Genomic DNA, 25863 nt, shown 5'->3' with positions numbered 1-25863 from the left:
ACAGAGTTTCGGTGGTCATAGCGTGAGGGAAACGCCCGGTTACATTCCGAACCCGGAAGCTAAGCCTTACAGCGCCGATGGTACTGCATGCGGGAGCGTGTGGGAGAGTAGGACACCGCCGAACAATCTTTATGGCCCTTGGCCTTCAGCGTACATGCGCTGAAGGCCAAGGGCTTTTTTGTTTTCCTCTCGCTTTCCGAAGAGCGTTGTTCCACCGCCTGCGCGAGAATTGTGCGCGGGCACGCAGACAGGAGTCATCATGTCCCCCAGCTCCTCCGACGACCGCGGCCGAGCGGACCGTCGGCCACGACAGTCCGGCCCGCGTAGCAGCGACGGCCGCGAGCGTTCCCGCGGACCCAAGCGGGAGGACGGTGGCCGGGCCGGCGGGGGCTTCCGGCGCGACGATCGAGGTGGCTCCTCGGGCGGTTTCCGTAGGGATGAGCGCCGCGGCGAAGAGCGTAGGCGGGACGACCGCCCGCGCGGTGAGCGGGCGGTCGACAACCGTGGGCGTGATGACCGCGGACGTGACGACCGTGGCGGGCGCGGTGGCCAGGGCGGCCCCGGTTTTCGTCGGGACGAGCGGCGAGATGACCGTCGGGACGAGCGGCGGGATGGCCGGAGGGATGAACGGCGCGGTGATCGGGACCGGGACGGTTCGGGTCGCTCGGACCGTGGTCCGGGCGAGCGTCGAGGCGATTCCCGGGGCCGCGACTCCCGTGGACGTGGGGAGTTCCGGCGCGACGACCGGGGGCGGGGTGAGCGCAGGGACGACCGGCGTGGTGGGTACCGGGGGGACCGGCCGCAGCGGGACGACCGGGACCGCGAGCGTGCCCCGTACCGTCGGGACGACCGGGAGCGCGAGCGTGCGCCGTACCGTCGGGACGACCGAGACGGCGGGCGGCCGCAGGGTGGCGGGCCGCGTCGGGATGACGACCGTGCCGGTCGGCGGCCGTACGGCCAGGGCGGTGGCGGCCGGGGACGTGACGACCGGCGGGACGAGCGGCGTGGTGGCGGCTTCCGGCGGGACGACAGTCGTGGGGGCGGTGGCTTCCGGCGTGGTGGTGACCGCGACCGGCCGTACGGGCGTGGCGACCGGGACCGGGACCGGGAACGCGGTCGGGAGCGGCCGGAGCGGGAACCGCTGCGGCGGTTGCCGATCGATGAGGACGTCACCGGCGAGGAGCTGGACAAGGACGTCAGGCAGGAGCTGATGAGCCTGCCGAAGACGCTGGCCGAGGATGTCGCGCGCAACCTGGTGATGGTGGCGCGGCTGCTGGACGAGGCCCCCGAGCAGGCGTACGCGTACGCGAAGGTGGCGCTGCGGCTGGCGTCGCGGGTGCCGTCGGTGCGGGAGGCTGCCGGGTTCGCCGCGTACGGGGTGCAGAAGTACTCCGAGGCGCTGGCCGAGTTCCGGGCGGCCCGGCGGATGACCGGGCTTCAGCACCTGTGGCCGGTCATGGCCGACTGTGAGCGTGGTCTGGGGCGGCCCGAGAAGGCGCTGGCGATGGCGGGCGAGCCCGAGGTGCAGAAGCTCGACAAGGCGGGGCAGGTCGAGATGCGACTGGTCGCGGCGGGGGCGCGCCGCGACATGGGGCAGCCGGACGCGGCTGTGGTGACGTTGCAGAGCCCCGAGCTGGCGTCCAACTCCGTGCAGCCCTGGACGGCGCGGCTGCGGTATGCGTACGCCGACGCACTGTTGGAGGTCGGGCGTGAGGACGAGGCCCGTGAGTGGTTCGCCAAGGCGTTGGAGGCGGATCAGGGCGGGTTGACCGATGCGTCCGACCGGCTCGCCGAACTGGACGGTGTGGAGTTCATCGACGCGCTCGCGGAGGAGGACGAGAACGAGAACGAGGACAAGGGCGTCGTCGGCGAGGCAGGGGCCGAGGGACAGGTGTCCTCGGAGGGCTGAGCTCTCGGTGGTGCAGTGAGTTAAGGGCGGACCCCCTTTGGGGGTCCGCCCTTTGTGCTGCTTGCTGCCTTTACTTGTAGGCGCTCAGGGGGTTTTTCAGGGTGCCGGTCAGCTGGAGGGCGCCGGCGGGGTCCTGGAGGTCCACCATCTGCTGGTTGTTGCGCAGTTGGAGGCGGTTGAGGCAGGAGAGGGCGAACTCGTCGGCGAAGAGGTCGTACTGGGCGTGGCGGGCTGCCAGATGGGGCGTTGCTTTCTGGTAGTCCTTCGTCACGTCGGCCACGGTCGACCAGAAGCTCGTCTCATCCAGGACCCCTGCCGCGTCGAGGGTGGGGGCCAGGAAGCGGAAGAAGCAGTCGAAGACGTCGGTGAAGAGGGAGAGGATCTTCATGTCCTCGGGGACGTCGGCACGGATGCGTTCCACCTCGGGCGGCAGTTCGGCGTCCTGGCTCATGACGGCGATCTCCTCGGCCAGGTCCTTGAAGAGTGCGCGGCGTGGGACGCCATGTTCGTCAAGGACGAGGATGACGTTCTCGCCGTGCGGCATGAACACCAGGTCGTAGGCGTAGAAGCAGTGCAGCAGCGGGGTCAGGTATGCGTGCAGATAGGCACGCAGCCACTCCGTGGGTTCCAGTCCGGAGCTTTGGATGAGGGCTGCTGCCAGCGAGTTGCCGTCGCGGTCGACGTGCAGGAGCGAGGCCATGGTGGCGGGCTTCTCGCCCTCTTCCAGGAACGGTATCGGGCTCTCTCGCCAGAGGGCCGCCAGCATTTTGAGGTAGGCGGAGCCCTTGGGGGCCGCGGCCTCGTAGGGGGCGGGGTGGTAGCCGACGGCGGCGCGTTCGCGGAGGACGCCCAGGCCGGTGTCGCGCAGGACGGCGTCGCCTGCCACCAGGTCGGCCAGCCAGTCGTTGATGGCGGGGGTGGCTTCCATGTAGGCGGCGGACAGACCGCGGACGAAGCCCATGTTGAGGACCGAGAGGGCGGTCTTCACGTAGTGCTTGGCGGGGTGGGTGGCGTTGAAGAAGGTGCGGATGGACTGCTGGGCCAGGTGCTCGTCGTCTCCATGGCCGAGGCAGACCAGGTGGCGCTGGGCGATCTCGGCGGCGAAGGTCACCGAGAGCTTGTTCCACCATTGCCAGGGATGGACGGGAAGAAGGTAGTAGTCCTCCAGGTCCAAGCCCTGCTCGGTCATGGCGGCGGAGAAGCGGCGCAGCGTGGCGGCGGAGAGCTCGGAGAGCAGCAGCTTGTCGTAGCTGAGGTCCGTGCAGGCGGTGAAGGTGGCACGGTCGCGGCGCGCGGCGATCCAGATGAGGCGTACGGGCGAGCCCGTCTCGGGGGCGTAGGCGCGGTACTCGGCGATGTCGAAGCCGAGGCGGCCGTTGTTGGCGACGAAGCACGGGTGGCCCTCGGTCATCCCTGACTCGATGGCCTGGAAGGAGGCTGCGGCCAGCTGCGCCGCAGTGACCGGCGGGGCCGCGAGTTTGTAGGCAGTGCCGGCCAGGGTGGAGCTGATCTCCTCCAGATAGACGGGGAGGATCTCCTCGCCCAGTCCCAGTGTGCCGCGCAGCTCCGTGATGAACGCGAGGGCGTCCAGCGGGAGTTCGCTGCCGTCGCGGTGCCGGGTGACGCTGTCGGCGTCGACCTGCCAGTGGTCGAGGGCGAAGCGGCGGGCCGTGAAGCGGTATTCGGTGGTGCCGTCGTCGGAGCGGACCGCGTACCGGTTCTCGCCGTCGTCCAGCGGGGCCGGTCTCAGCAGCCGCTCGTGGCTGAATTCGGCCAGCGCCTTGCGGACGAGGAGCCGGGTGGCCTGGGCCCAGCGTTCGGGCGTGAGATGGCTGACGGCCTCGTACGGCTGGGTCGGCTGGGGCGTGGTGGGGAGGGTCATGCGGGGGTCACTCCTGTGGCGGTCCGGAACTGCTCGCGGGTGCAGAAGCTGAGCAGTGCTTCCTTCTCCGGTTTGGTGAGGGTGGAGTCGACGCGGAAGCCGACCGCCTCGTTGAGGGCGTGCACGGCGGTGTTGCGTACGTCCGGCTCGACGACGACGCGGCGGGTGTCCGGGTCGTCGAAGAGCATCGCCATGACGGTGGTGATGACCGCCCGGGTGAAGCCGTGCACCGGCTGCTCGGTGGGCGCGCACAGGAAGTGCATGCCGACATCGCCGGGCTGGTGCGGGTAGAGCCCGGCCAGCTCCACGTAGCGGGGGTCGTAGCGTTCCATGAGGAAGGCCGGCTCGCCGTTGTGCAGACCGAGGAAGGCGTCGTGGTGCGGGGAGGCCGCGATGCTCATGAACTCCCGCTCCACGTCGGGCAGCGTGGCGTCCTGGAGCAGGTAGAACGCGGACTTGGGGTGGGTCACCCAGCGGTGCAGCAGCTCGGGGTCGGTGAGCGGGTCGACGGGACGGAGGGCGAGGGTGCCCAGTGTCGCGTCGGTGCGGGTGAAGACGGTGGGGTCGGCGGTCGTCACAGCGCTGCCTCCAGGCCGTCCGTTCCCGTCGCGGCGGCGCCGTTCGCTCCCGCAGCCGTCGGGTCGTCCGTGGGCGCGGTGAACTCCTGGAAGGCGATGGACTTCTCGACCGGGTAGACCTCGCGGCCGAGCAGCTCGCGGATGATGCAGGAGTTGCGGTAGGCGGCCATGCCCAGGTCGGGGGCGACGAAGCCGTGGGTGTGCAGCTCGGCGTTCTGGACGTAGATCTCCTGTCCGGCGGTGTCGATGCTGTAGTCGCGGCGTACGGCGAAGCGGCCGCGGGCGTCCCACTCGATGCGGTCGGCGATCGGGTCGAGGAAGGCGGGCCGCTGGTAGCGGTAGCCGGTGGCCAGGATCAGCCCCTCGGTGGTGAGGCTGAAGTCACGTTTCTGCTCTTCCTGGCGCAGCCCGAGGGTGTAGATGCCGCGGGACTCGTCGTACGAGGCGTCGGTGAGTGCGGTGTTGGTCATCAGCCGGGTGGGGCAGGGCCCGCGGCGGTTCTTCTGGTAGAGCAGGTCGAAGATGGCGTCGATCAGCTCGGAGTTGATGCCCTTGTAGAGGCTCTTCTGCGAGGCGACCAGGCTGTCCCGGGTGTCGGGCGGGAGGGAGTGGAAGTAGTCCACGTACTCCGGGGAGGTCATCTCCAGCGTCAGCTTGGTGTATTCGAGGGGGAAGAACCGGGGGGAACGGGTGAGCCAGTTGAGGGAGTAGCCGAAGCTGTCGATGTCCTGGAGGAGGTCGTAGTAGATCTCCGCAGCGCTCTGGCCGCTGCCGACCAGGGTGATGCTCCGCTTCTTCTGGAGGGCTTCCTTGTGCTCCAGATAGCGGGAGTTGTGGATCAGGTCGCCGCCCAGATCCTGGCAGGGCTCGGGGAGATACGGCGGGGTGCCGGTGCCCAGGATCAGTTTCCGGGTGCGGAACGTACGGGAGGTGGCGCGTTCCCCGCCGGTCAGATGCTCGGCGTGGACGGTGTAGAGGCCCTCGCCCTCGTTGTACTCGACGCTGGTGACGCGGTGGCTGAAGCGTACGGTCTCGCCGAGGCGGTCGGCGGCCCAGCGGCAGTAGTCGCTGAACTCGGCGCGGAGCGGATAGAAGCTCTCGCGTATGTAGAACGAGTACAGTCGGCCGGACTCCTTGAGGTAGTTGAGGAAGGAGAACGGCGAGGTCGGGTCGGCGAGGGTGACCAGGTCGGACAGGAACGGGGTCTGCAGGGTGCTGTCGTCCAGCATCATGCCGGGGTGCCAGCTGAACTCCGGTTTGTCGTCCAGGAAGACGCCGGCGAGCTCCGGGATCGGTGCGGTCAGACAGGCGAGGCCCAGGTTGAAGGGGCCCAGGCCGATGGCGACGAAGTCGTGTACGGGCGCGTCGGCCGGGTGGGCGCTGGAGGGAGTCACGTGAGGGCTCCGTGGGGGGTCGGTCAGCATGCCTGGGCGGCGCTGAGGACTGACGGGCGGGCGGCGTTGTGCTGGGCGGCGTTGGGCTGCTCGGCGTTGTGCTGGTCGACGTACCGGTCGGCGTGTGCGGCGATCAGGTCGAGGACCGTGGCGATGTCGGCCAGCGAGGTCTCGGGGTTGAGCAGGGTGAACTTGAGGTAGTGGCGGCCGTCGACCACGGTGCCGGCGACGATGGCCTCACCGGAGGCGAACAGCGCCTCGCGGGCGTGCAGATTGGCCCGGTCGGTCAGCGTCTCCTCGGCGCTGTCCGCCGGCAGATGGTGCTCCCCGGGCAGGTAGCGGAAGACGAGCGTGGAGAGCCGGGGCTCGACGACGACCTCGAACCGCTCGTCGGCGTCCAGCAGCCGCCAGGCGTCTGCGGCGCGGTCCACGACCTCGTCGAACAGTTCGCCGAGCGCGTCGGCTCCCATCACGCGCAAGGTCATCCAGAGCTTGAGCGCGTCGAACCGGCGCGTGGTCTGGAGTGATTTGTCTACCTGATTGGGTATTTCCTGTTCCACGCTGCGGGCCGGGTTGAGATAGTCCGCGTGGTAGGTGACGTGGCGCAGAGTGTCGCGGTCGCGGACCAGGACGGCGCTGGAACTCACCGGCTGGAAGAAGGACTTGTGGTAGTCGACGGTCACCGAGTCGGCGCGCTCCACACCGTCCAGCAGTGCGCGACGGCGCCGCGAGGTGAGCAGCCCGCAGCCGTAGGCGGCGTCCACATGCAGCCACGTGCCCGTCCGTTCGCACAGGTCGGCGATGGCGTGCAGTGGGTCGATGCTGCCGAAGTCCGTGGTGCCCGCCGTGGCGACGACGGCCATCACCGTCTCTCCGGCACGCTCGCAGCGCGCCAGCTGCTCGGTCAGCGCGTCGACGCGCATCCGGCGCTGCTCGTCGCAGGGGATCGAGAGGACGGCCTCGGGGCCCAGGCCCAGCAGGACGGCAGCCTTCTCGATGCTGAAGTGGCTGCACTCGGAGGTGAGGATGCGCAGCCTGGGCAGGATCTGCGGAGTGGTCGGCGCCGTCTCGGAGTTCTTCCGCACGAGGCGGCAGGTCTCCTCGCGGGCGAGCAGCAGCGCCTGGAGGTTGGACTGGGAGCCGCCGCTGGTGAAGATGCCGTCAGCGGCGGTGTCGAAGCCGATACGCTGCGCCGTCCACGCGATGAGGCGGCGCTCGATCAGGGTGCCGCCCGCGCTCTGGTCCCAGGTGTCCAGCGAGGAGTTGACGGCCGCGATGACGGCTTCGCCGAGCACGGCCGGGATGACCACGGGGCAGTTGAGGTGTGCGAGATAGCGCGGGTGGTGGAAGTAGACGGCGTCGCGGAGGTACACACGCTCCAGTTCGTCCAGTGCCTCGCGCGCGGTGCCCAGCGGTTTCTCCAGGTCCACAGCGGAGACGGTGGGGGCGAGCTCGGCGGGCGAGACGCCGGTGAACGGCTGTTCGGCGTCGGCGAGCTTCGCGGCGACCCGCTCGACGCCGTGTGTGAGGGAGCGCCTGTAGTGCTCCGCTGTCCTGTCGTTGAGCAGGTGGGACCTGCTGCTCATCTGGGGCTACCTCCGGGGGAGTGGGGGTTGCTGTTCACCGGCAAAGGGCCATGGCTCGGAACGAGTTGGCCTGCCGGGAGTGGAGTGCAATTAGGTAAGGCTACCCTAACTTGTACGTATCGGCGGCGTGCAAGAGGGCTCCCCGGGCAGTCGTACGAGGGGAAATGCAGGCAGAAATGCGACAGAATGCCCCGCCCGGCGCGGGGGCCCGGGCGGGGCGCCGAGGGCGCGGCCCCGAGCGGCCGCGCAGATCAGCGAGGCACGTCGGCGATCGTGCGGAGTACCAGTCCCGTGGCCGGTTTCGGGCCGAACGAGGTTGACTTGCGCGGCATTGTGACGCCCTGTTCGGCCAGCTCCCGCACCGTCGCCTCCGGAACGGCCCGCAGCAGTACGGCCGTACCGCCGTACGCCGCGGCCTGCTCGATGGCCGCTTCGGTGTTGTGCAGATAACTGATGTCCTCGGGACGGTCAGGCACCTGCCAGACAGCGTCCAGCAGCGTCGAGTGCAGCACCGTGGCGTCCAACTTCCGCCATGCCGCGGGCCGCCCCGCGGGGACCGTACGGGCCACCAGCGTGGGGGAGGGCTGGTCGAGCAGATGGAAGACGCCTTCGCCCTCGGTCAGCAGGAAGGCGTTCCCCGCGGTGTCCTCCAGCTCCTCCAGCGCCTCGTCCAGCGGAGCCTCCAGCGTACGGATGCGGAAAGCACCCTCCTCCCCGTACGCCGCGCCCGTCCGGTCGAGCAGGTCGAGCGCCCTCTTCAGCGGAAGCCTGGGCAGCACCCGGTGGATGGCGCGCACCTGGAGGGGATAGCGCGCGGTGTCGACCAGCAGCACCAGGCCGTAGTTCCACGGGGACTCCTGACCGGGGCCGGAGCCGGAGTCGGAGCCGCCCTGCTCGGCGCGCAGTCGCAGATACGTCGCCCACCGGTGGTGGCCGTCGGCGATCAGCGCACTGTGCCGGGACAGCTCGGCGTCGACCTCGGCGAGTTCGGCCGGGTCCGTGACGGCCCACAGCCGGTGCGCGAAGCCGTTCTCGGTGGTCGTCGCCGCCAGCGGTGTGCCGCACGTGGCCCGTTCGATGACGGCGGTCGCGCCGGTACGGGTGCCGTCGCCGCGGTAGGAGAGCAGCAGCGGCTCGGGGTTGGCGGCCATCTCGCGCATCAGATCGGCGCGATCGGCGACGACGTGGTCTATCACGTCTTCGTGCGGCAGGACGACTCCCTCCTCGGGAGCCGAAAGCCGCAGGGCGCCGATGAGGCCGCGTTGCAGCAGTTCGCCTTTGCGCTGCTCGTAGACGTACAGCGCCGGCTGGGGGTCGCGGGCCAGTACTCCGTCGGCCTGCCAGCGGCGCAGTGTCTCGGCAGCCTTGTGGTGCCGGGTCCGGGGGTCCTCGGCCTGCGGAAGGATGAGCCGCACGATGTTGTACGGGTCCGCCGTCTCCAGATCCCGCAGTCCGTCCGGTGTGACCACCACGTCGTACGGCGGCGAGGTCACGGCAGCGAGGCTGCTGACCCTCTCCGGCGCGTAGCGCAGCCCCCGGAACGGGGCGAGTCTCAGTCCTCGGACGGTCATCCGTGCATGGTAAGCCTGTGCCCCGTTCCCGGTGGAGCGGGGCACAGGGGGCGCAGGGGTGCGGAGCGCGCGGCGGTGTGCGAGAGGATCGGTACGGCGCGAAGACCCGTGACGGCCCTTTGCGTACCCCGGGAGAGAGCACAAGGAGCAAGCCCTCATGCACCACAGCCCCGCCGCCGACACCGCCGCGAGCGCCCCGCTGTCCAGCCCGCGGGCCAGCGACAGCGCGCTGCACGCCGCGTACGACACGGCACTGCTGGACCTGGACGGGGTGGTGTACACCGGGGGAGAGGCGGTGCCGCACGCGGTCGACGCGCTGGCCGCCGCGCGGGAGAGCGGGCTGCGGCTGGCGTATGTGACGAACAACGCGGCCCGCACCCCGCAGACCGTCGCCGCGCATCTGACGCAGCTGGGTGTGCCCGCGGCGGCGGACGAGATCATCACGTCGGCGCAGGCAGTCGCCCGGCTCATCGCCGAGCAGGTTCCGCGGGGCGCGCGTGTGCTGGCCGTCGGCGCCGACGGGCTGCGGGTCGCGCTGGAGGAGCGAGGGCTGACCGTTGTCGAGACGGCCGACGAGGAGCCCGCGGCCGTGGTGCAGGGCTACGGCGGGCCCTCCATGGAGTGGGGGCGCCTGATCGAGGCGGCGATCGCCGTGCAGCGCGGGGTGCCCTGGTACGCGTCCAACACCGATCTGACCATCCCCAGCGGGCGCGGCATCGCGCCCGGCAACGGTTCGGCCGTCGAAGTCGTCCGCATCGCCACCCGGTGGATGCGCACACCGCCGGAGCCCCAGGTCGCGGGCAAGCCGTTGCCGCCGATGCACCGGGAGTCCATCCTGCGGACAGGCGCACGACGCCCGTTGGTGGTCGGCGACCGGCTCGACACCGACATCGAGGGGGCGCACGCGGGGCGCGTGGACTCACTGCTCGTACTGACCGGGGTGACCGACGCGACTCGGCTGCTCGCCGCCCGGCCTGTCCACCGGCCGACCTATGTGGCCCGCGACCTGCGGGGTTTGCTGGCGGCCCAGCCGGATGTGACAGGGGACGCCGGGACGGGTTTCAGCTGCCGCGGCTGGACCGCGCACGCCGGTGCGGACCGGCTGACGCTGGAGGGCGACGGCGAACCGCTGGACGGGCTGCGTGCCCTGTGCGGGGCGGCCTGGTCGGCGGCGGGGGACGCCGAGTGCCGGCTGGACGCCGGTAACGTGCTGACCCGGCTGGGGCTTTGAGGCCCCAGCCGGGTCAGCGCTGCTGTGCCCTCAGCCGGCCGCGCCCGCAAGTGCCTCCGCAACCAGCTGCTCCTCGGTCGCGCCCAACCGCCAGTACCCGGTGAACTTGACGGCCCGGCGGTCGAAGCAGCGCTCGGTCACCAGATGCCGCCGCAGCGCCTTGACGGTGCCGGCCTCGCCCGCGAGCCATGCATAAGGCGTGCCTGGGGGCAGCTCGGCGGCGCGCACGGACTCGACCATCCGCTCCAGCCGGGAACCGGTGGCCGCCTCGTCCCGCACCAGCCAGCTGAACCGCGCATCCGAGAGGGTCGGCAGGTCCTGGACGTCCTCCCGGTGCGGGACCTCCGCGAACACCCGTACCGGCATCCCCGCGGGCAGCCACTCCAGGATGGCGCCGATGGCGGGCAGTGCCGTCTCGTCGCCGCTCAGCAGCACCCAGTCGGTGCCCTCGGGCGGCCGGAAATCGACGCCCGCGTTGTCCTCGACGACCGGGCCGAGCAGGGTGACCCGGTCCCCGGGCATCGCCCGCAGCGCCCAGCGCGAGGCGGGGCCGCTCTCGCCGTGCAGGGCGAAGTCGACGTCCAGTTCGGCAGCGCCCAGCCCTCGGCCGGCAGGTACCCCTGCGCCGTACTCGCCGCCTGAGCGCAGCGCCCGCACGGTGTAACTGCGCATGATCCCGCGGATGTTCTCGTCCATCGCGCGCCACTCGGTGAACCAGTTCTCGCCCGCCTGAGTGGGCACCACGGGCGCGGTCTGTCCCGGCTGCGGCAGGAAGAGTTTGAAGCGCTGGTCCCGGCCGCCGGAGGCGAAACGATCCAAGCCGTGGCCTCCGAAGGTGACCCGCAGCATGGTCGGACCCAGCCGACGGGTCCGTACGACGCGCAGTTCGAAGAACTCGAACGGAACGGTGGAGGGCGCGGGCGGCGCCGTGCTGACCGTGCTGCTCATCGTGTCTGCTCCTCCCGAAAGGGGCGGGTTCGCTGTGCGGGGGTACGGGAAGGTGCTGGGCCGTCGGGCGCGGCAGCGGATCAGAGGCTCAACCGACCTTCTTGGCCTTCTCGATCGCTTCCGCGAGGTCCTCCAGCAGCGGTGCGGCGCCCGCGTACGAGAAGCGCGGTTCGGCCGCCCACGAGGCGACCTGGCCCTTCTTGACGGCCGGGAGGTCGTTCCAGGACGGCTTCGACTTGAGGGCCTTGGGCTGGAGGGACTGGGTGCGGTTGTCCAGAATGATCAGGTCCGCCTGGTACTTGTCGGCGTTCTCCCAGCTCAGCTCCTCGAAGAAGCCCTGCTGCGTGACCTTCTTGGGCTTCACGAACTCGACACCCAGCTGCTTGAAGTACTGAAGGTCGGAGTTGGCGTCGGGGTCGGAGACATAGAGCAGATCGGCGGCGCCGGAGGCGGCCATGACGCGGATGCCGCTCTTCGCGGCCTTGCGCAGCCGCTCGGCCGCCTTCTCGAACCGGGCCTTGGCGTCCGTGACGGACTTGGTCTTCACGTTCGCGCCCAGCGACTGGGCGAGCTTCGCGTACTGCTGGATGACCTCGACCATCGGGACATGCGACGACTTGATGCCCACCTGGGGCGCAAGCTTGTAGATCTTGTCCTTGCTCTCGTCCGGGACGTAGAAGAGCGCGTCCTTGAGGTACATGTTGCTGATCAGCAGCTCGGGACGGAGCTTGGCGTACTTCTCCAGGTCGAACTCGCCGAAGGCGTTGCCGATGATCTTCACCTTGGAGATGTCCATGTCGCCGGCGAGCACGTCGGGCTTGCCGTTCTTCTGCTTCGTCGGGCCGAAGACGCCGACGACCTGCTCGCGGACACCGAAGTCCCACAGGGCCGCTGCCGCGCCGATGTAGGCGACGATCCGCTCGGGAGCGGCGTCCAGGGTGACCTTCTTCTTGCGGCCGTCGGTGAAGGACCAGCCGTCGCCCTTCGAGCCGCCACCCGAACCGGACCCGGAGTCGTCGCTTCCGCAGGCGGCGAGCAGCGCTCCGAGACCGACGGCGCCGCCCGCGGCCAGCAGACCGCGGCGCGAAAGGTGGGGTACAGGGGAAGAGCTGGGCATTTCTCCGGCCTTCTCTCGACGTGCTGAGACGCGCCGCGGGCATGCTGCGGGGCGTACATACGGGGCGTACATACGGGGCGTAGGTACGGGGCGGCCGTGGGGCCGAGTTCGTAGTTAGGTTAACCTAACCAAAGTTGTTGTTGTCCAGTGGCCGGGCGCCCCGAGTCTCCCGGCCCCGACCGGAGCGCGTACGTGACTCTCACCAAGTCCCCGCAGGTCCAAGGGGGTTCAGCGGCCGGAGAAGAACAGTCGGCGGCCGGGCGGGAACAGCCCGCACGTGCCCGGGCTCCGCTCGCCCGGGCCACCGGGCTGCTGGCAGCCCTGCTCGCCCTGTTGCTCGTCGTCTTCCTCAGCCTCGCCTTCGGCGCCCGCCCGCTCTCGTTCGGCGAGGCGTGGTCGGGGCTCGTCGACAGCGGCTCGGCGAGCTACACCGTCGTCCACGAGATGCGGCTGCCCCGCACCCTCCTCGGGCTGCTCGCGGGTGTCGCGCTCGGCCTGGCGGGCGGCGTCATCCAGGCGCTCACCCGCAACCCGCTGGCGGACCCCGGGCTGCTGGGCATCAACGCGGGCGCGGCGGCAGCCGTCGTCACCGCCATCTCGTTCTTCGGCGTCGCCGGGTACACCGGCTACATCGGCTTCGCCTTCCTCGGTGCCGCCGCCGTCTCCGTACTCGTCTACGCGGTCGGCGGCGGGCGCGGCGCCACCCCTGCCCGGCTCGCCCTCGCGGGGACGGCGCTGAACGCCGCGCTGATCTCGTATGTGAGCGCCGTTCAGCTCCTGGACACCGCCTCGCTGGACCGGATGCGGTTCTGGATGGTCGGCTCGCTCGCCCGCGCCCAGGACTCGACGGTCGTCTCGGCCCTGCCCTTCATCGCCGTCGGCACCCTGCTCGCGCTCGTCCTGGCCCGGCCGCTGAACGCGCTCGCGCTCGGCGACGACGCGGCACGTTCCCTCGGCTCCCGGCCGGCGCGGACCCGCGCCGCAGCCATCGTGGCCATCACCCTGCTGTGCGGCGCCGCGACCGCCGCCTGCGGACCGATCGTCTTCGTCGGGCTGATGGTGCCGCACATGGTGCGTGCGCTCACCGGTCCCGACCAGCGCTGGATGCTGCCGTACTGCGCGGTGCTGGCGCCCGTGCTGCTGATCGGCGCCGACATCATCGGCCGCATCGTGGGCCGGCCCAGCGAACTCCAGGTCGGCATCGTGACCGTCGTGGTGGGCGGGCCGTTCTTCCTCTACTTCGTACGCAGGCGGAGGGTGGCACACGCATGAGCCTCACCGGTATCCGTACGAGTGTCATACGCACCCCCGGCGGCCTCTCCGTCAACTACCGCCCGCGCGCGCTGCTCGTCGGCGCCGGCTGCGTGGTGCTCGCGCTGGTCGCCGCCGTGTTCGCGATCGGCAGCGGCGAATACCCGATGGCGCCCGACGACGTGATCCGTACGCTGCTCGGAGGGGGCGACCCCGCCGACGCGTTCATCGTCAACGAACTGCGGCTGCCCCGCACCGTGACCGCACTGCTCGTCGGGGCGAGCCTGGGGCTGTGCGGCGCCGTCTTCCAGGCGGTCGTCCGCAACCCGCTCGGCAGCCCCGACATCCTCGGCTTCACCAACGGGGCCGCGTCCGGGGCGCTGTTGGTCATCTTCGCCGCGGGCGGCAGCAGCGCACTGCTGGCGGGCGGCGCCGTCGCCGGAGCCGTCGTCACCGGCACGCTGATCTACGCCCTCGCCTGGAAGCGCGGCATGCACGGCTACCGGCTGGTGCTCGTCGGTGTCGGCGCCACCGCCATCCTGACCGGCGTCAACAGCTACCTCATCACTCGCGCGGGCATCACCGAGGCGTCCCGGGCCGTGCTGTGGATGACCGGCAGCCTGGACGGGCGCGGCTGGGGCGACGTACTGCCGCTGGTCTTCGGCATGGTGGTGATCGTCCCCCTGGTGCTGCTCGGCTGCGGGCGTGCCCTGCGGATGATGGAGATGGGCGACGACGCGGCCGGCGCGCTCGGTGTCCGCGTCGAACGCACCCGGCTCGCGCTGCTGGCCGCCGGAGTACTGCTGGTGGCGCTGTCGGCCGCCGCGGCGGGGCCCGTCTCCTTCGTCGCGCTGACGGCACCGCAGCTCGCCCGGCGGCTGACCAAGGCGCCGGGCCCCAATCTGCTGCCCTCCCTGTGCATGGGCGCAGCCCTGCTGATCTGCGCCGACCTGATGGCCCAGCGGGCCTTCGGAGAACATCAGCTCCCCGTCGGCGTGATCACCGGCGTAGTGGGCGGCGGCTACCTGGTGTGGCTGCTGGCGAGCGAGCGCAGGGCGGGACGTATATGAGAGGGTCGAACGTTTTGGCCGGGCCGGAACGCAAGCACGTCAAGCACACGACAGAGGCGGGGACACGATGAAGACCGCGACGGACAACAAGGAGCCGGCCTCCGACGGTGCTGCCACGGCGACCGGCGACCCCCGGCTGACCGGGCACCGACTCACCCTCGCCTACGACCAGCGCACCATCGCCGCTGAGCTCGACGTCGCCGTGCCCGACCGGTCGTTCACGGTCGTGGTCGGCCCCAACGCCTGCGGCAAGTCGACGCTGCTGCGCGCCCTCTCGCGGATGCTCAAGCCCGCCGAGGGACAGGTGCTGCTGGACGGCAGCGACATCGCGGGCATACCGGCCAAGGCGCTGGCCCGCACCCTGGGCCTGCTGCCCCAGTCGTCCACGGCCCCCGACGGGATCACCGTCGCCGACCTGGTGGCCCGCGGCCGCTACCCGCACCAGGGGCTGCTGCGCCAGTGGTCGCGGGACGACGAGCGGGTGGTGGCCGAGTCCATGGCGGCCACCGGCGTCGAGAAGCTCGGCGACCGGTTCGTCGACGAACTCTCCGGCGGCCAGCGGCAGCGCGTATGGATCGCCATGGCGCTCGCCCAGCAGACGCCGCTGCTGCTGCTGGACGAGCCCACCACCTATCTCGACATCGCGCACCAGATCGAAATCCTCGACCTGTGCGCGCGACTGCACGAGGAGGAGGGGCGCACCCTCGTCGCCGTGCTGCACGATCTCAACCACGCGGCCCGCTACGCCACGCACCTGATCGCCATGCGGGACGGCCGGATCGTCGCGCAGGGGGATCCCCGCGAGGTGGTGACGGCCGAGCTGGTGGAGGAGGTCTTCGGCATGCCCTGCCGCGTCATCGACGACCCGGAGACCGGCACCCCCCTGGTGGTGCCCGCCGCGCGGCGCTGAGCCGTCGGACCCGGGGGTCTGTCAGACCCGGGAGGTAGCGTCGGGGCATGAGCGAGTTCGCGCAGGGACCCGGGCCCGGGCACGCCCCCACCCCCGAGCAGCACCTCTCGGTAAGCGGCACCGAGCGGTACGACGAGACAGCGCAGCCCGAGGAGCCGCACGGGCAGGCCGAGCCGGACCACGAAGAGGGCGCCGGGGCCGCCGAGCCCGACGACGGCCCGCGGCCCCTCGGCGTGGGCGTGCGCCCCACCGGGTACGCCTCGGTCGACGCCCAGCTGAGGCGGCTGGAGGACGCCGACCACCTCGCCGTCTCCGGCCATCTGGAGGTGTACGAAGATGTCCACCGCGGCCTGCGCGAGAGCCTGGCCGCGCTGGACCGACCCCACACCCCCCGGAGCTGAGCCGTGGCACGACGCCGACTCGACGCGGAGCTGGTGCGCCGCAACCTCGCCCGTTCGCGGGAGCACGCCGGCCAGTTGATCGCCGCGGGGCGGGTCACGGTCGGGGGCAATGTGGCGGCCAAACCGGCCACCCAGGTCGAGACGAGCGCCGCCCTGGTCGTCAAGGCGGACGAGAGCGATCCGGACTACGTCTCGCGCGGCGGCCACAAGCTCGCCGGGGCGCTGGACGCCTTCGTTCCGCGCGGGCTGCGGGTGGCAGGCCGGCGTGCGCTTGATGCGGGCGCCTCCACCGGCGGCTTCACCGATGTGCTGCTGCGTGCCGGCGCGGGCCATGTCGTCGCTGTGGACGTGGGGTACGGGCAGCTGGCCTGGTCCTTGCAGAGCGACCCCCGGGTCACCGTCAAGGACCGTACGAATGTCCGGGAACTGACGCTGGAGGCCATCGGCGGCGAGCCCGTGGAACTCGTCGTCGGTGACCTGTCGTTCATCCCCCTGGGGCTCGTGCTGCCCGCGCTCGTCCGGTGCGCCGTACCCGAGGCGGATCTGGTGCTGATGGTGAAGCCACAGTTCGAAGTGGGCAGAGAACGGCTGGGCAGCGGTGGTGTGGTCCGCAGCCCTCAGCTGCGTGCCGAGGCCGTGCGCACGGTCGCGGGACAGGCGGCTGCCCTGGGTCTGGGCGCGCTGGGTGTCACCTCGAGTCCGCTGCCCGGGCCCTCGGGAAACGTCGAATACTTTCTGTGGCTGCGTGCCGGGGCCGACGACCTCGACCCGGCCGAAGTCGAGCGAGCGGTGGCGGAGGGGCCCAAGTGACCGAGGACAGCCGAGCGAATGCGCCCTCCGGGATCCGCCCGGTCAGCGCGGAGGTTCCCGTTGCCGAGACCGGAGACCGGGCCCCCGGTGCCGGGGCCGGAGACCGTACGGTCTTCCTTCTCGCCCACACCGGCAGACCCGCCGCCGTGCGCAGCGCCGAACTGGTCGTCCAGGGGCTGCTGCGCTGCGGGATCGGGGTGCGGGTACTCGCGGAAGAGGCGGTCGACCTGCCGCTGCCCGACCGGGTGCAGACCGTGACGGCCAAGCCGGACGCCGCAGAGGGCTGCGAACTGCTGGTCGTGCTCGGCGGGGACGGGACGCTGCTGCGGGGCGCCGAGTTCGCCCGTGCCTCGGGCGTACCGATGCTGGGCGTCAACCTCGGCCGGGTCGGCTTCCTCGCCGAGGCCGAGCGGGACGACCTGGACAAGGTCGTGGACCGGGTCGTCTCCCGCGCCTACGAGGTCGAGGAGCGGATGACCCTCGACGTACTCGTACGCAACGCGGGCTACAACCCGCAGAGCCCCGGCAGCGGCCATATCGTGCACGCCGACTGGGCGCTCAACGAGGTCTCGGTCGAAAAGGCCGCCCGGGAGCGGATGCTGGAGGTCGTCATCGAGGTCGACGGCCGTCCCGTCTCCAGCTTCGGCGGTGACGGAGTGGTGTGCGCCACCCCCACCGGATCCACCGCGTACGCCTTCTCCGCGGGCGGGCCCGTGGTGTGGCCCGAGGTCGAGGCGCTGCTGATGGTGCCGATCAGCGCGCACGCGCTGTTCGCCAAGCCCCTGGTGACCGCGCCCGATTCGGTGCTGGCCGTCGAGGTGCAGCCGCAGACTCCGCACGGGGTGCTGTGGGCCGATGGACGGCGCAGCGTCGAACTGCCGGCCGGGGCCCGGGTCGAGGTGCGGCGCGGCGCGGTGCCGGTACGGCTGGCGCGGCTGCACCATGCCTCGTTCACGGACCGCCTGGTGGCCAAGTTCGCGCTGCCCGTCACAGGCTGGCGCGGGGCGCCGCGGTAAGTTTTTCGGCGGGTTTTGCTTGCCCCCTCCCGTTGTTCTGGGGAGGGGGTGCCCCTGGTCGACGTATGCAGGCTGCGGGTCCGTCGTGGCTGGTGGGGGCACCTCCCGGCCGGAGTCCCCCAGCCTCCGGCCGGGAGGTACCCCCAGGGGGAGCCGTTCCCCGCGCCCCTTCGGGGCGCAGCCCGGGCGAGGGGAGAAAACGTACAAGGCGGGCGAAGGGCGATGGATCGGCATGGCGGGGCACCCCACGATCCGGCTACCACCCGGACCACTGGTGTGGCCGACGCGGGCGGACCTCGTATGGTCGTATCCGTGTTGGAGGAGATGCGGATCAAAGCCCTGGGCGTGATCGACGACGCCGTTGTCGAGCTGTCCCCCGGCTTCACCGCGGTGACCGGTGAGACCGGGGCCGGCAAGACCATGGTCGTCACGAGCCTCGGGCTGCTGCTCGGCGGGCGCGCCGACGCCGGACTCGTCCGGGTCGGCGCCAAGTCGGCCCTCGTCGAGGGCCGGATCGCGCTCGCGCCGGAAGCGCCGGCCGCGCGCCGCGCCGAGGAGGCGGGCGCGGAGCTGGACGAGGGGGCGCTGCTGGTCAGCCGCACCGTCTCGGCCGAAGGCCGCTCGCGCGCCCACGTGGGCGGGCGCTCGGTGCCGGTCGGGCTGCTGGCGGAGCTCAGCGACGACCTGGTGGCCGTGCACGGCCAGACCGACCAGCAGGGCCTGCTGCGTGCAGCGCGGCAGCGCGAGGCGCTGGACCGCTACGCGGGTCAGGCCGTGTCCCGGCCGCTGGCCGCCTATCAGGAGGCGTACCGCAGGCTGCGTACCGTCGCCGCCGAGCTGACCGAGCTGACCACCCGCGCCCGCGAACGGGCCCAGGAAGCCGACATGCTGCGGTTCGGCATCCAGGAGGTCGAGGCCGCCGAACCCCAGCCCGGCGAGGACGCCGAGCTCGCGGCCGAGGCCGAACGGCTGGGCCACGCCGAGGCGCTGGCCTCCGCAGCCACCACCGCGCACGGTGCCCTGGCCGGCGATCCCGCCGACCCGGAGGGCGTCGACGCCGCCACCCTCGTCGGGGGAGCCCACCGCGCCCTGGAGGCGGTGCGCAGGCACGACCCGGCGCTCGCGGCGCTCGCCGACCGGCTGGGCGAGGTGCACATCCTGCTCTCCGACATCGCGGGCGAACTGGCCGGATACGCCGACGACCTGGACGCCGACCCGCTCCGCCTCGCCGCCGTCGAGGAACGCCGCGCCGCACTGGCCCAGCTCACCCGCAAGTACGGCGAGGACATCACCGCCGTGCTGGCCTGGGCCGAGCAGAGCACCGAGCGGCTGGCCGAACTGGAAGGCGACGACGACCGGATCGGCGAGCTGGGCGCCGAACGCGACGCGCTCCGCACCGAACTCGCCACGCTCGCCCGTACGCTGACCGAGGCGCGCGCAGACGCCGCCAAGCGGTTCGCGGACGCGGTCACCGAGGAGCTGTCCGAGCTGGCCATGCCGCACGCCCGGGTCACCTTCGAACTCAAGCACGCCGAGGACCCCGACGGGCTGGAGGTCGACGGGCGCACCCTCGCCTTCGGCCCGCACGGCACGGACGAGGTGGAACTGCTGCTCGCCCCGCACCCGGGCGCCCCGCCCCGGCCCATCGCCAAGGGCGCGTCCGGCGGCGAGCTGTCCCGGGTGATGCTCGCTGTGGAGGTCGTCTTCGCCGACTCCGACCCGGTGCCGACCTACCTCTTCGACGAGGTGGACGCGGGCGTCGGCGGCAAGGCGGCCGTCGAGGTCGGCCGCAGGCTGGCGCGGCTGGCCAAGTCGGCCCAGGTGGTCGTGGTCACGCATCTCCCGCAGGTCGCCGCGTTCGCCGACCGCCACCTCGTGGTGCAGAAGACCGACGACGGCACGGTGACCCGCAGCGGCGTCCAGGCCATGGAGGGCGAGGACCGGGTGCGTGAGCTGTCCCGGATGCTCGCCGGCCAGGAGGACTCCGAACTCGCCCGCGCCCACGCCGAGGAACTTCTCGAAGCAGCCCGCACCGGAACGTGACGTTCTGCGGCACGAGCGCTGTCACTCGTGTGAGTGAGAGCGCCGCGCGTGCGCCCCACCGTGGCGGCACTCCGCGCCGTACGGCGGCACGGCGGGCCCCCGCGCCTGGCATCCTGGGCAGACCCAGCCCCCCACTGCCAGCCAGGAGCCCGCCTGTCGTGAGCCCGAGCCGTACCCACGCGCCGCGTCGGCCCGCGGTCGGCGCTCGACCGTCGCACGTCGTCCACGTGCTCGGCGGCGGCCCGGCGGCCGACGGGGCCGAGGCGCCCTCGGCCCGGACGGCAGCCCACGCGCGCTCCCTCGCCCAGGGGCTGACCGCACGCGGGGTACGGGTGACGGTGTGCACCCGGTACGACGGCGCACTGCGGCACGCCTTCACGGAGACCGGCGCGGAGTTCGCCGCCTTGCCGGGCCGTACGGAGGCGGACGCGGTGGCCCGGCTGCGTACTGTCTGCGCCGACGCCGACCTCGTCCACGCACACGGCCTGCGCGCGGGGCTGCTGGCCGCCTCCGCGCTCGGCAGGCGGCGCGGTGAGCTGCCGCTCGTCGTCACCTGGCACACGCTGCCCACGGCCCGGCCGGAGCACGCCTCCCGTGCGGATGCCGCCCGCGAACTGGTGACCCGGCTGCTCGCGAGGCGGGTGGCCCGCGCCGCCACCGTGGTGCTCGGCACCACCACCGAGGTGGTCGACATGGCGCGCCGCAGCGGCGCCCGCGACGCACGGCTCGCCCCGGCACCCATCCCGCTGGCCCGCGCCGGGGCGAGCCGGCCGGGGGACGAGTGCGAGGGCGAGGCCGAAGCGCTGCGGCACAAGGCACGCGCCGGTATCGGCGCCCTCGACCGCCCGCTGGTCCTGACCATCGGCCGGCTCGACGGGCAGCGCGGCCACGACACCGCGCTGACCGCCTCCCGCGGTTGGCGCCACCTCACCCCGCCGCCGCTGCTCGCCGTCGCCGGGGAAGGCCCGCAGCGGGTGTCGCTCCAGCACCGGATCGACGCGGAGAAACTGCCCGTACGGCTGCTGGGGCGGCGGGACGACGCGTTGGGGCTGCTGGCGAGCGCCGACATCGCGCTGCTGCCCACACGGTGCCGGGGGCGCTCACTGGTCGCCCAGGAGGCCCTGCGTGCCGGTGTGCCGCTGGTTGCCGCGGACGGTGGCGGCGTTCCCGAACTGGTCGGCACCGCCGCCGTACTGGTGCCGAGCGGCGACGCCGACTCCCTCTCCGCCGCCGTCCTCGCCCTCCTCGCCGACCCGGCCCGCCGCGCCGCACTCGCCGCCGCGGGACGTGAACGGGCCCGCACCTGGCCGACCGAGGACGACGCCGCGGCCCAAGTGCTCAGCGTCTACGACGAAGTCAGAGGCCCGGCCGCAGGTGCCGGCTGAGCCGGTCGGACTTCCTTCGACGATTCCGCCCGGAGCCGGCTCAGACCCCGTACGCTCCCGACGCCGTCAGGCGCAGTGCGGTGTCGATCAGCGGGACATGGCTGAACGCCTGCGGGAAGTTGCCGACCTGCCGCTGGCGCACGGAGTCCCACTCCTCCGCCAGCAGACCCACGTCGTTGCGCAGGGCGAGCAGCTTCTCGAACAGCTTCCTGGCCTCGTCCACCCGCCCGATCATCGCCAGGTCGTCGGCGAGCCAGAACGAGCAGGCCAGGAAGGCCCCCTCCTCGCCCGCGAGCCCGTCCACGTTCTCGGCGGTGCCGTGCTCGCCCGCCTCGCTGCTGGTGGGGTAGCGCAGCACGAAGCCGTCCTCGGTGGTCAGCTCGCGCTGGATGGCCTCGATGGTGCCGATGACCCGCTTGTCGTCCGGCGGCAGGAAGCCCATCTGCGGGATCAGCAGCAGCGAGGCGTCCAGCTCCTTGGAGCCGTAGGACTGGGTGAAGGTGTTCCGCTCCTTGTCGTAGCCCTTCTCACAGACCTGGCGGTGAATCTCGTCACGCAGGGCCCGCCAGCGCTCCAGCGGCCCGTCCACGTCGCCCGACTCGATGAGCTTGACGGTACGGTCGACGGCCACCCAGGCCATCACCTTCGAGTGCACGAAGTGCCGGCGCGGGCCGCGCACCTCCCAGATGCCCTCGTCCTTCTCCTCCCAGTGGTTCTCCAGGTAGCCGATCAGCTTGAGCTGGAGCAGCTGGGCGTAGTCGTTGCGCGCCAGGCCCGTCATATGGCCCAGGTGCAGCGCCTCGACCATCTCGCCGTACACATCCAGCTGGAGCTGGCCCGCGGCGCCGTTGCCCACCCGGACCGGCGTGGAACCCTCGTACCCCGGCAGCCAGCTCAACTCGGCCTCGGACAGTTCACGTTCGCCCGCGATGCCGTACATGATCTGGAGGTTCTCCGGGTCGCCGGCGACCGCGCGCAGCAGCCATTCGCGCCAGGCGCGCGCCTCTTCGCGGTAGCCGGTGCGCAGGAGGGAGGAGAGGGTGATGGCCGCGTCCCTCAGCCAGGTGAAGCGGTAGTCCCAGTTCCGCACCCCGCCGATCTCCTCGGGCAGCGAGGTGGTCGGCGCGGCGACGATCCCGCCGGTGGGCGCGTAGGTCAGCGCCTTGAGCGTGATCAGCGAGCGGACCACGGCCTCCCGGTAGGGCCCGTGGTAGGTGCAGGTCTCGACCCACTCGCGCCAGAAGTCCTCGGTGGTGCGCAGCGCCTCCTCCGGCTCGGGCAGCTCCGGTGCCTCCCGGTGCGACGCCTCCCAGCTGATGGTGAACGCCACCCGGTCGCCCGGGCCGACGGTGAAGTCGGAGTAGGTCGTCAGGTCCTTGCCGTAGGTGTCGGCCTCGGTGTCCAGCCAGACCGAATCGGGCCCGGCGACGGCCACCGTGCGCTGCCCCACCTTGTGCACCCACGGCACGACCCAGCCGTAGGAGAAGCGCATCCGCAGCGCCGAGCGCATCCGCACCCGCCCGCTGACGCCCTCCACGATCCGCACCAGCTGAGGTGCGTGGTTCTCACGCGGAGGCATGAAGTCGATGATCCGGACGGTACCCCGCGGGGTGTCCCACTCCGATTCGAGAACGAGAGAGTCCCCCCGGTAGCGGCGGCGGTCGGCCTGCGGCGGGTCACCGCCGGCCGGGTGGGCCGGGCCCACCCGCCAGAAGCCGTGCTCCTCTGTGCCGAGCAAGCCGGCGAACACCGCATGGGAGTCGAAGCGGGGTAGACAGAGCCAGTCGACCGTGCCGTCCCTGCCGACAAGGGCCGCGGTCTGCATATCCCCGATGAGTGCGTAATCCTCGATGCGCCCAGCCACGTGCATCTCCAGTCGAACGAACTGCGACGCCCCCGCGGGACGTGCTGGATGACCTGTGTGTTTCTGCCTGTCCCAGGCAAGTGTCCGTGAAGGATACGACGCAGCGAACCCTTCCGCTCGACGGTCGACTGGGTCCAGCTGCGCCGATTAGGTGACCTTCGCTGCTGCATTCTGCCGACGTTTACCTGCTGCGACTCCTCCATCACGCTGGGACGCGCCCAGTCGCTCGCCGACCCGGCGGGGCCCCTCGGTAGCCGCACCGCTCCGGCGGCACTGTTACGCTGGTAGCCCGTGGAGCGGTGGGCACGCGAACGCGATCTGTTCGAGACGAAGCCCCCCGAACCGCAGCGAGGCCACCTCGGACACCCGCTCCAGGATGCAGCCTCCGCACCCCACCAAGCGACCACGGGAGCCCCCTCTTGGCCATGCCGCCTACGTCCATGACGACCAAGCACCTCTTCGTCACCGGGGGTGTCGCCTCCTCGCTCGGCAAGGGGCTCACTGCCTCCAGCCTGGGCGCGCTCCTGAAGGCGCGCGGCCTGCGGGTCACCATGCAGAAGCTCGACCCTTATCTGAACGTCGACCCGGGCACGATGAACCCCTTCCAGCACGGTGAGGTGTTCGTCACCAACGACGGCGCCGAGACCGACCTGGACATCGGCCACTACGAGCGCTTCCTCGACGTCGACCTCGACGGCAGCGCCAACGTCACCACAGGGCAGGTCTACTCCACGGTCATCGCCAAGGAGCGGCGCGGCGAATACCTGGGCGACACCGTGCAGGTCATCCCGCACATCACCAACGAGATCAAGCACCGCATCCGCCGGATGGCCACCGACGACGTGGACGTCGTCATCACCGAGGTCGGCGGCACCGTCGGGGACATCGAGTCGCTGCCCTTCCTGGAGGCCGTCCGCCAGGTGCGGCACGAGGTCGGCCGCGACAACGTCTTCGTCGTGCACATCTCGCTGCTGCCCTACATCGGCCCCTCCGGCGAACTGAAGACCAAGCCCACCCAGCACTCCGTCGCCGCGCTGCGCAACATCGGTATCCAGCCGGACGCCATCGTGCTGCGTGCCGACCGCGACGTGCCGGTCTCCATCAAGCGGAAGATCGGGCTGATGTGCGACGTGGACGACGCCGCCGTGGTCGCCTGCAAGGACGCCCGCTCCATCTACGACATCCCCAAGGTCCTGCACTCCGAGGGCCTGGACGCCTACGTCGTCCGCAAGCTGGACCTGCCCTTCCGCGACGTGGACTGGACCCAGTGGGAGGACCTGCTGCGCCGCGTCCACCAGCCGGACCACGAGGTGACGGTCGCGCTGGTCGGCAAGTACATCGACCTGCCCGACGCCTATCTGTCGGTCACCGAGGCGCTGCGCGCGGGCGGCTTCGCCAACAAGGCCCGCGTCAAGATCAAGTGGGTCACCTCCGACGACTGCCGCACCCCCGAGGGCGCCAAGCGCCAACTCGGCGACTGCGACGCCATCTGCATCCCCGGCGGCTTCGGCGAACGCGGCGTGGACGGCAAGGTCGGCGCCATCACCTACGCCCGCGAGAACCGCGTGCCGCTGCTCGGCCTCTGCCTGGGCCTGCAGTGCATCGTCATCGAGGGCGCCCGCAACCTCGCGGGCATCAAGGACGCGAACTCCACCGAGTTCGACCAGGGCACCGCGCACCCGGTCATCTCCACCATGGAGGAGCAGCTCGACATCGTCGCCGGTGAGGGCGACATGGGCGGCACCATGCGGCTGGGCATGTACCCGGCCAAGCTCGCCGAGGGCTCCATCGTGCGCGAGACCTACGGCGGCGAGCCCTACGTCGAGGAGCGCCACCGCCACCGGTACGAGGTCAACAACCACTACCGCACCGAGCTGGAGAAGAAGGCCGGCCTGGTCTTCTCCGGCACCTCGCCCGACAACAAGCTCGTCGAGTACGTCGAATACCCGCGGGACGTCCATCCCTATCTGGTCGCCACCCAGGCCCACCCCGAGCTGCGCTCCCGCCCGACCCGCCCGCACCCGCTCTTCGCCGGCCTGGTCAAGGCCGCAGTCGAGCGCCGGCAGGGGGAGTGAGCACCATGGCCGACCGCATTGCCGACACCCCCGAGGAGTGGGAGGTCACCGCGACCTCCGAGCCCTTCCAGGGCAACAAGACCGGGGTCCGTACCGACCACGTCGTGATGCCCGACGGCTCCGTCGTCAGCCGCGACTACCAGACCCACCCCGGGTCCGTCGCCATCCTGGCCCTCGACGACCAGGACCACGTCCTGGTCCTCAGCCAGTACCGGCACCCCGTCCGCGAGAAGCTGTGGGAGATCCCGGCCGGGCTGCTGGACGTGCCCGGCGAGAACCCGCTGGTGGCGGCGCAGCGGGAGCTGTACGAGGAAGCCCACGTCAAGGCCGAGGACTGGCGGGTACTCGTCGACGTCTACACCACCCCCGGCGGCAGCGAGGAGGCCGTACGGATCTTCCTGGCCCGCCAGCTCTCCGACGTCGAGGGCGAGCGCTTCGAGGTCGCCGAGGAAGAGGCCGAGATGGAGCTGGCCCGGGTGCCGCTGGAGGAGCTGGTGCGGGGCGCGCTGGCCGGGGAGCTGCACAACAACTGCCTCGTGGTGGGGTCCCTGGCGCTGAGCGCCGCGCTGTCGAGCGGTGGCGGGCTGGGCGCTCTGCGGCCCGCCCAAGCGCCATGGCCCGCACGGCCCTTCGACCCGATGTAACGGCAGCCCGCCACCCCGTCCGCCTGCCCCTGTGAAGAGGGCGGGTGGACGGGGAAGGTCACCTGAGCCGATGTGGTGATTTTCGGGACGGGCGCGGCAACCAATGGCGGCTGTCCCCCCTACGCGGTGAACTACGCTCGCAACCATTCCTCCGCGCACACACCAGGTGAACAGCGAA

The 25863-nt window shown here is 71.4% G+C and carries 21 protein-coding genes and 1 rRNA gene; 14 read left to right on the top strand and 8 right to left on the bottom strand.

Annotation, left to right across the window (positions count from 1 at the left end):
* The first annotated feature begins 7 nt into the window (after window positions 1-7).
* The 3 genes from rrf (at window position 8) to ACTWQF_RS33020 (ending at window position 1909) form a co-directional block, all read left to right on the top strand.
* Window positions 8-124: ribosomal RNA gene (gene rrf, locus ACTWQF_RS33030) — 5S ribosomal RNA — on the top strand.
* A 388-nt stretch (window positions 125-512) separates the two neighbouring features.
* The gene (locus ACTWQF_RS33025) at window positions 513-1211 is read left to right on the top strand and encodes a hypothetical protein (RefSeq protein ID WP_443283422.1); all 699 of its coding nucleotides are present in this window, start codon (window positions 513-515) and stop codon (window positions 1209-1211) included.
* A complete protein-coding gene (locus ACTWQF_RS33020) occupies window positions 1151-1909 on the top strand; it encodes a hypothetical protein (protein WP_443283421.1) in 759 nt (252 codons plus the stop codon). The genes ACTWQF_RS33025 and ACTWQF_RS33020 overlap by 61 nt, the downstream gene beginning before the upstream one ends.
* Before the next feature lie 70 nt (window positions 1910-1979).
* Here ACTWQF_RS33020 and ACTWQF_RS33015 read toward each other — a convergent pair whose 3' ends face one another.
* The 5 genes from ACTWQF_RS33015 to ACTWQF_RS32995 all read right to left on the bottom strand — a co-directional run bounded on the left by ACTWQF_RS33015 (window position 1980) and on the right by ACTWQF_RS32995 (window position 8920).
* A complete protein-coding gene (locus ACTWQF_RS33015) occupies window positions 1980-3791 on the bottom strand; it encodes an IucA/IucC family protein (RefSeq protein WP_443283420.1) in 1812 nt (603 codons plus the stop codon).
* Window positions 3788-4369, bottom strand: a complete 582-nt coding sequence (locus ACTWQF_RS33010) for a GNAT family N-acetyltransferase (RefSeq protein ID WP_443283419.1) — start codon at window positions 4367-4369, stop codon at window positions 3788-3790. Before ACTWQF_RS33010 ends, ACTWQF_RS33015 begins: the two co-directional genes overlap by 4 nt.
* A complete protein-coding gene (locus tag ACTWQF_RS33005) occupies window positions 4366-5793 on the bottom strand; it encodes a lysine N(6)-hydroxylase/L-ornithine N(5)-oxygenase family protein (protein WP_443283418.1) in 1428 nt (475 codons plus the stop codon). Before ACTWQF_RS33005 ends, ACTWQF_RS33010 begins: the two co-directional genes overlap by 4 nt.
* Entirely contained in the window at window positions 5787-7349 is a 1563-nt protein-coding gene (locus ACTWQF_RS33000) for a pyridoxal phosphate-dependent decarboxylase family protein (protein ID WP_443283417.1), read from the bottom strand. Before ACTWQF_RS33000 ends, ACTWQF_RS33005 begins: the two co-directional genes overlap by 7 nt.
* Window positions 7350-7600: 251 nt before the next feature.
* The gene (locus tag ACTWQF_RS32995) at window positions 7601-8920 is read right to left on the bottom strand and encodes a DUF1015 family protein (protein ID WP_443283416.1); all 1320 of its coding nucleotides are present in this window, start codon (window positions 8918-8920) and stop codon (window positions 7601-7603) included.
* 157 nt (window positions 8921-9077) lie between these two features.
* Here ACTWQF_RS32995 and ACTWQF_RS32990 point away from each other — a divergent pair, with 157 nt between their 5' ends.
* Window positions 9078-10151 (top strand): HAD-IIA family hydrolase, encoded by a 1074-nt coding sequence (locus tag ACTWQF_RS32990; RefSeq protein WP_443283415.1) that lies wholly within the window; start codon window positions 9078-9080, stop codon window positions 10149-10151.
* Between the two features lie 30 nt (window positions 10152-10181).
* Here ACTWQF_RS32990 and ACTWQF_RS32985 read toward each other — a convergent pair whose 3' ends face one another.
* Window positions 10182-11099 (bottom strand): siderophore-interacting protein, encoded by a 918-nt coding sequence (locus ACTWQF_RS32985; protein ID WP_443283414.1) that lies wholly within the window; start codon window positions 11097-11099, stop codon window positions 10182-10184.
* An 88-nt stretch (window positions 11100-11187) separates the two neighbouring features.
* Window positions 11188-12216, bottom strand: a complete 1029-nt coding sequence (locus ACTWQF_RS32980; RefSeq protein ID WP_443283413.1) for an ABC transporter substrate-binding protein — start codon at window positions 12214-12216, stop codon at window positions 11188-11190.
* Window positions 12217-12408: 192 nt separating this feature from the next.
* Here ACTWQF_RS32980 and ACTWQF_RS32975 point away from each other — a divergent pair, with 192 nt between their 5' ends.
* The 8 genes from ACTWQF_RS32975 to ACTWQF_RS32940 all read left to right on the top strand — a co-directional run bounded on the left by ACTWQF_RS32975 (window position 12409) and on the right by ACTWQF_RS32940 (window position 21102).
* Entirely contained in the window at window positions 12409-13488 is a 1080-nt protein-coding gene (locus ACTWQF_RS32975) for a FecCD family ABC transporter permease (RefSeq protein ID WP_443283412.1), read from the top strand.
* Complete coding sequence (locus ACTWQF_RS32970; protein ID WP_443283411.1) at window positions 13485-14537, top strand: FecCD family ABC transporter permease; 1053 nt, start codon at window positions 13485-13487, stop codon at window positions 14535-14537. The genes ACTWQF_RS32975 and ACTWQF_RS32970 overlap by 4 nt, the downstream gene beginning before the upstream one ends.
* A 67-nt stretch (window positions 14538-14604) precedes the next feature.
* On the top strand, window positions 14605-15447 hold the full coding sequence (locus ACTWQF_RS32965; RefSeq protein WP_443283410.1) for an ABC transporter ATP-binding protein: 843 nt from the start codon (window positions 14605-14607) through the stop codon (window positions 15445-15447).
* 47 nt (window positions 15448-15494) lie between these two features.
* Window positions 15495-15848: a hypothetical protein gene (locus ACTWQF_RS32960; protein WP_443283409.1), complete on the top strand. Its 354-nt coding sequence runs from the start codon at window positions 15495-15497 to the stop codon at window positions 15846-15848.
* A gap of 3 nt (window positions 15849-15851) precedes the next feature.
* Entirely contained in the window at window positions 15852-16658 is an 807-nt protein-coding gene (locus ACTWQF_RS32955; protein ID WP_443283408.1) for a TlyA family RNA methyltransferase, read from the top strand.
* Window positions 16655-17674, top strand: a complete 1020-nt coding sequence (locus ACTWQF_RS32950; RefSeq protein ID WP_443283407.1) for an NAD kinase — start codon at window positions 16655-16657, stop codon at window positions 17672-17674. Before ACTWQF_RS32955 ends, ACTWQF_RS32950 begins: the two co-directional genes overlap by 4 nt.
* Window positions 17675-17974: 300 nt before the next feature.
* Window positions 17975-19717: a DNA repair protein RecN gene (recN, locus tag ACTWQF_RS32945; RefSeq protein ID WP_443283406.1), complete on the top strand. Its 1743-nt coding sequence runs from the start codon at window positions 17975-17977 to the stop codon at window positions 19715-19717.
* Between the two features lie 158 nt (window positions 19718-19875).
* Window positions 19876-21102, top strand: coding sequence for a glycosyltransferase family 4 protein (locus ACTWQF_RS32940; RefSeq protein WP_443283405.1), 1227 nt, complete (start codon window positions 19876-19878; stop codon window positions 21100-21102).
* Between the two features lie 40 nt (window positions 21103-21142).
* Here ACTWQF_RS32940 and ACTWQF_RS32935 read toward each other — a convergent pair whose 3' ends face one another.
* Window positions 21143-22972: a glycoside hydrolase family 15 protein gene (locus ACTWQF_RS32935; RefSeq protein ID WP_443283404.1), complete on the bottom strand. Its 1830-nt coding sequence runs from the start codon at window positions 22970-22972 to the stop codon at window positions 21143-21145.
* 419 nt (window positions 22973-23391) lie between these two features.
* Between ACTWQF_RS32935 and ACTWQF_RS32930 the strand changes: the two genes are divergently transcribed.
* Both ACTWQF_RS32930 and ACTWQF_RS32925 read left to right on the top strand, forming a co-directional pair.
* Window positions 23392-25041, top strand: coding sequence for a CTP synthase (locus ACTWQF_RS32930; RefSeq protein ID WP_443283403.1), 1650 nt, complete (start codon window positions 23392-23394; stop codon window positions 25039-25041).
* 5 nt (window positions 25042-25046) lie between these two features.
* Window positions 25047-25685, top strand: coding sequence for an NUDIX domain-containing protein (locus ACTWQF_RS32925; RefSeq protein ID WP_443283402.1), 639 nt, complete (start codon window positions 25047-25049; stop codon window positions 25683-25685).
* The last annotated feature ends 178 nt before the right edge of the window (window positions 25686-25863 follow it).

The organism is Streptomyces sp. 8N114 (assembly GCF_052245835.1).
Lineage (GTDB): Bacteria > Actinomycetota > Actinomycetes > Streptomycetales > Streptomycetaceae > Streptomyces.
This window is presented reverse-complemented; position numbering and strand designations above follow the sequence as displayed.

What these genes read in the sequence shown, in the direction of transcription:
- ACTWQF_RS33025 (WP_443283422.1), top strand. Translation starts at nt 513, where the DNA reads ATGACCGCGGACGTGACGACCGTGGCGGGCGCGGTGGCCAGGGCGGCC.
- ACTWQF_RS33015 (WP_443283420.1), bottom strand. Translation starts at nt 3,791, where the DNA reads ATGACCCTCCCCACCACGCCCCAGCCGACCCAGCCGTACGAGGCCGTC.
- ACTWQF_RS33005 (WP_443283418.1), bottom strand. Translation starts at nt 5,793, where the DNA reads ATGCTGACCGACCCCCCACGGAGCCCTCACGTGACTCCCTCCAGCGCC.
- ACTWQF_RS33000 (WP_443283417.1), bottom strand. Translation starts at nt 7,349, where the DNA reads ATGAGCAGCAGGTCCCACCTGCTCAACGACAGGACAGCGGAGCACTAC.
- ACTWQF_RS32995 (WP_443283416.1), bottom strand. Translation starts at nt 8,920, where the DNA reads ATGACCGTCCGAGGACTGAGACTCGCCCCGTTCCGGGGGCTGCGCTAC.
- ACTWQF_RS32990 (WP_443283415.1), top strand. Translation starts at nt 9,078, where the DNA reads ATGCACCACAGCCCCGCCGCCGACACCGCCGCGAGCGCCCCGCTGTCC.
- ACTWQF_RS32985 (WP_443283414.1), bottom strand. Translation starts at nt 11,099, where the DNA reads ATGAGCAGCACGGTCAGCACGGCGCCGCCCGCGCCCTCCACCGTTCCG.
- ACTWQF_RS32980 (WP_443283413.1), bottom strand. Translation starts at nt 12,216, where the DNA reads ATGCCCAGCTCTTCCCCTGTACCCCACCTTTCGCGCCGCGGTCTGCTG.
- ACTWQF_RS32970 (WP_443283411.1), top strand. Translation starts at nt 13,485, where the DNA reads ATGAGCCTCACCGGTATCCGTACGAGTGTCATACGCACCCCCGGCGGC.
- ACTWQF_RS32965 (WP_443283410.1), top strand. Translation starts at nt 14,605, where the DNA reads ATGAAGACCGCGACGGACAACAAGGAGCCGGCCTCCGACGGTGCTGCC.
- ACTWQF_RS32960 (WP_443283409.1), top strand. Translation starts at nt 15,495, where the DNA reads ATGAGCGAGTTCGCGCAGGGACCCGGGCCCGGGCACGCCCCCACCCCC.
- recN (WP_443283406.1), top strand. Translation starts at nt 17,975, where the DNA reads ATGGTCGTATCCGTGTTGGAGGAGATGCGGATCAAAGCCCTGGGCGTG.
- ACTWQF_RS32935 (WP_443283404.1), bottom strand. Translation starts at nt 22,972, where the DNA reads ATGCACGTGGCTGGGCGCATCGAGGATTACGCACTCATCGGGGATATG.
- ACTWQF_RS32930 (WP_443283403.1), top strand. Translation starts at nt 23,392, where the DNA reads ATGCCGCCTACGTCCATGACGACCAAGCACCTCTTCGTCACCGGGGGT.
- ACTWQF_RS32925 (WP_443283402.1), top strand. Translation starts at nt 25,047, where the DNA reads ATGGCCGACCGCATTGCCGACACCCCCGAGGAGTGGGAGGTCACCGCG.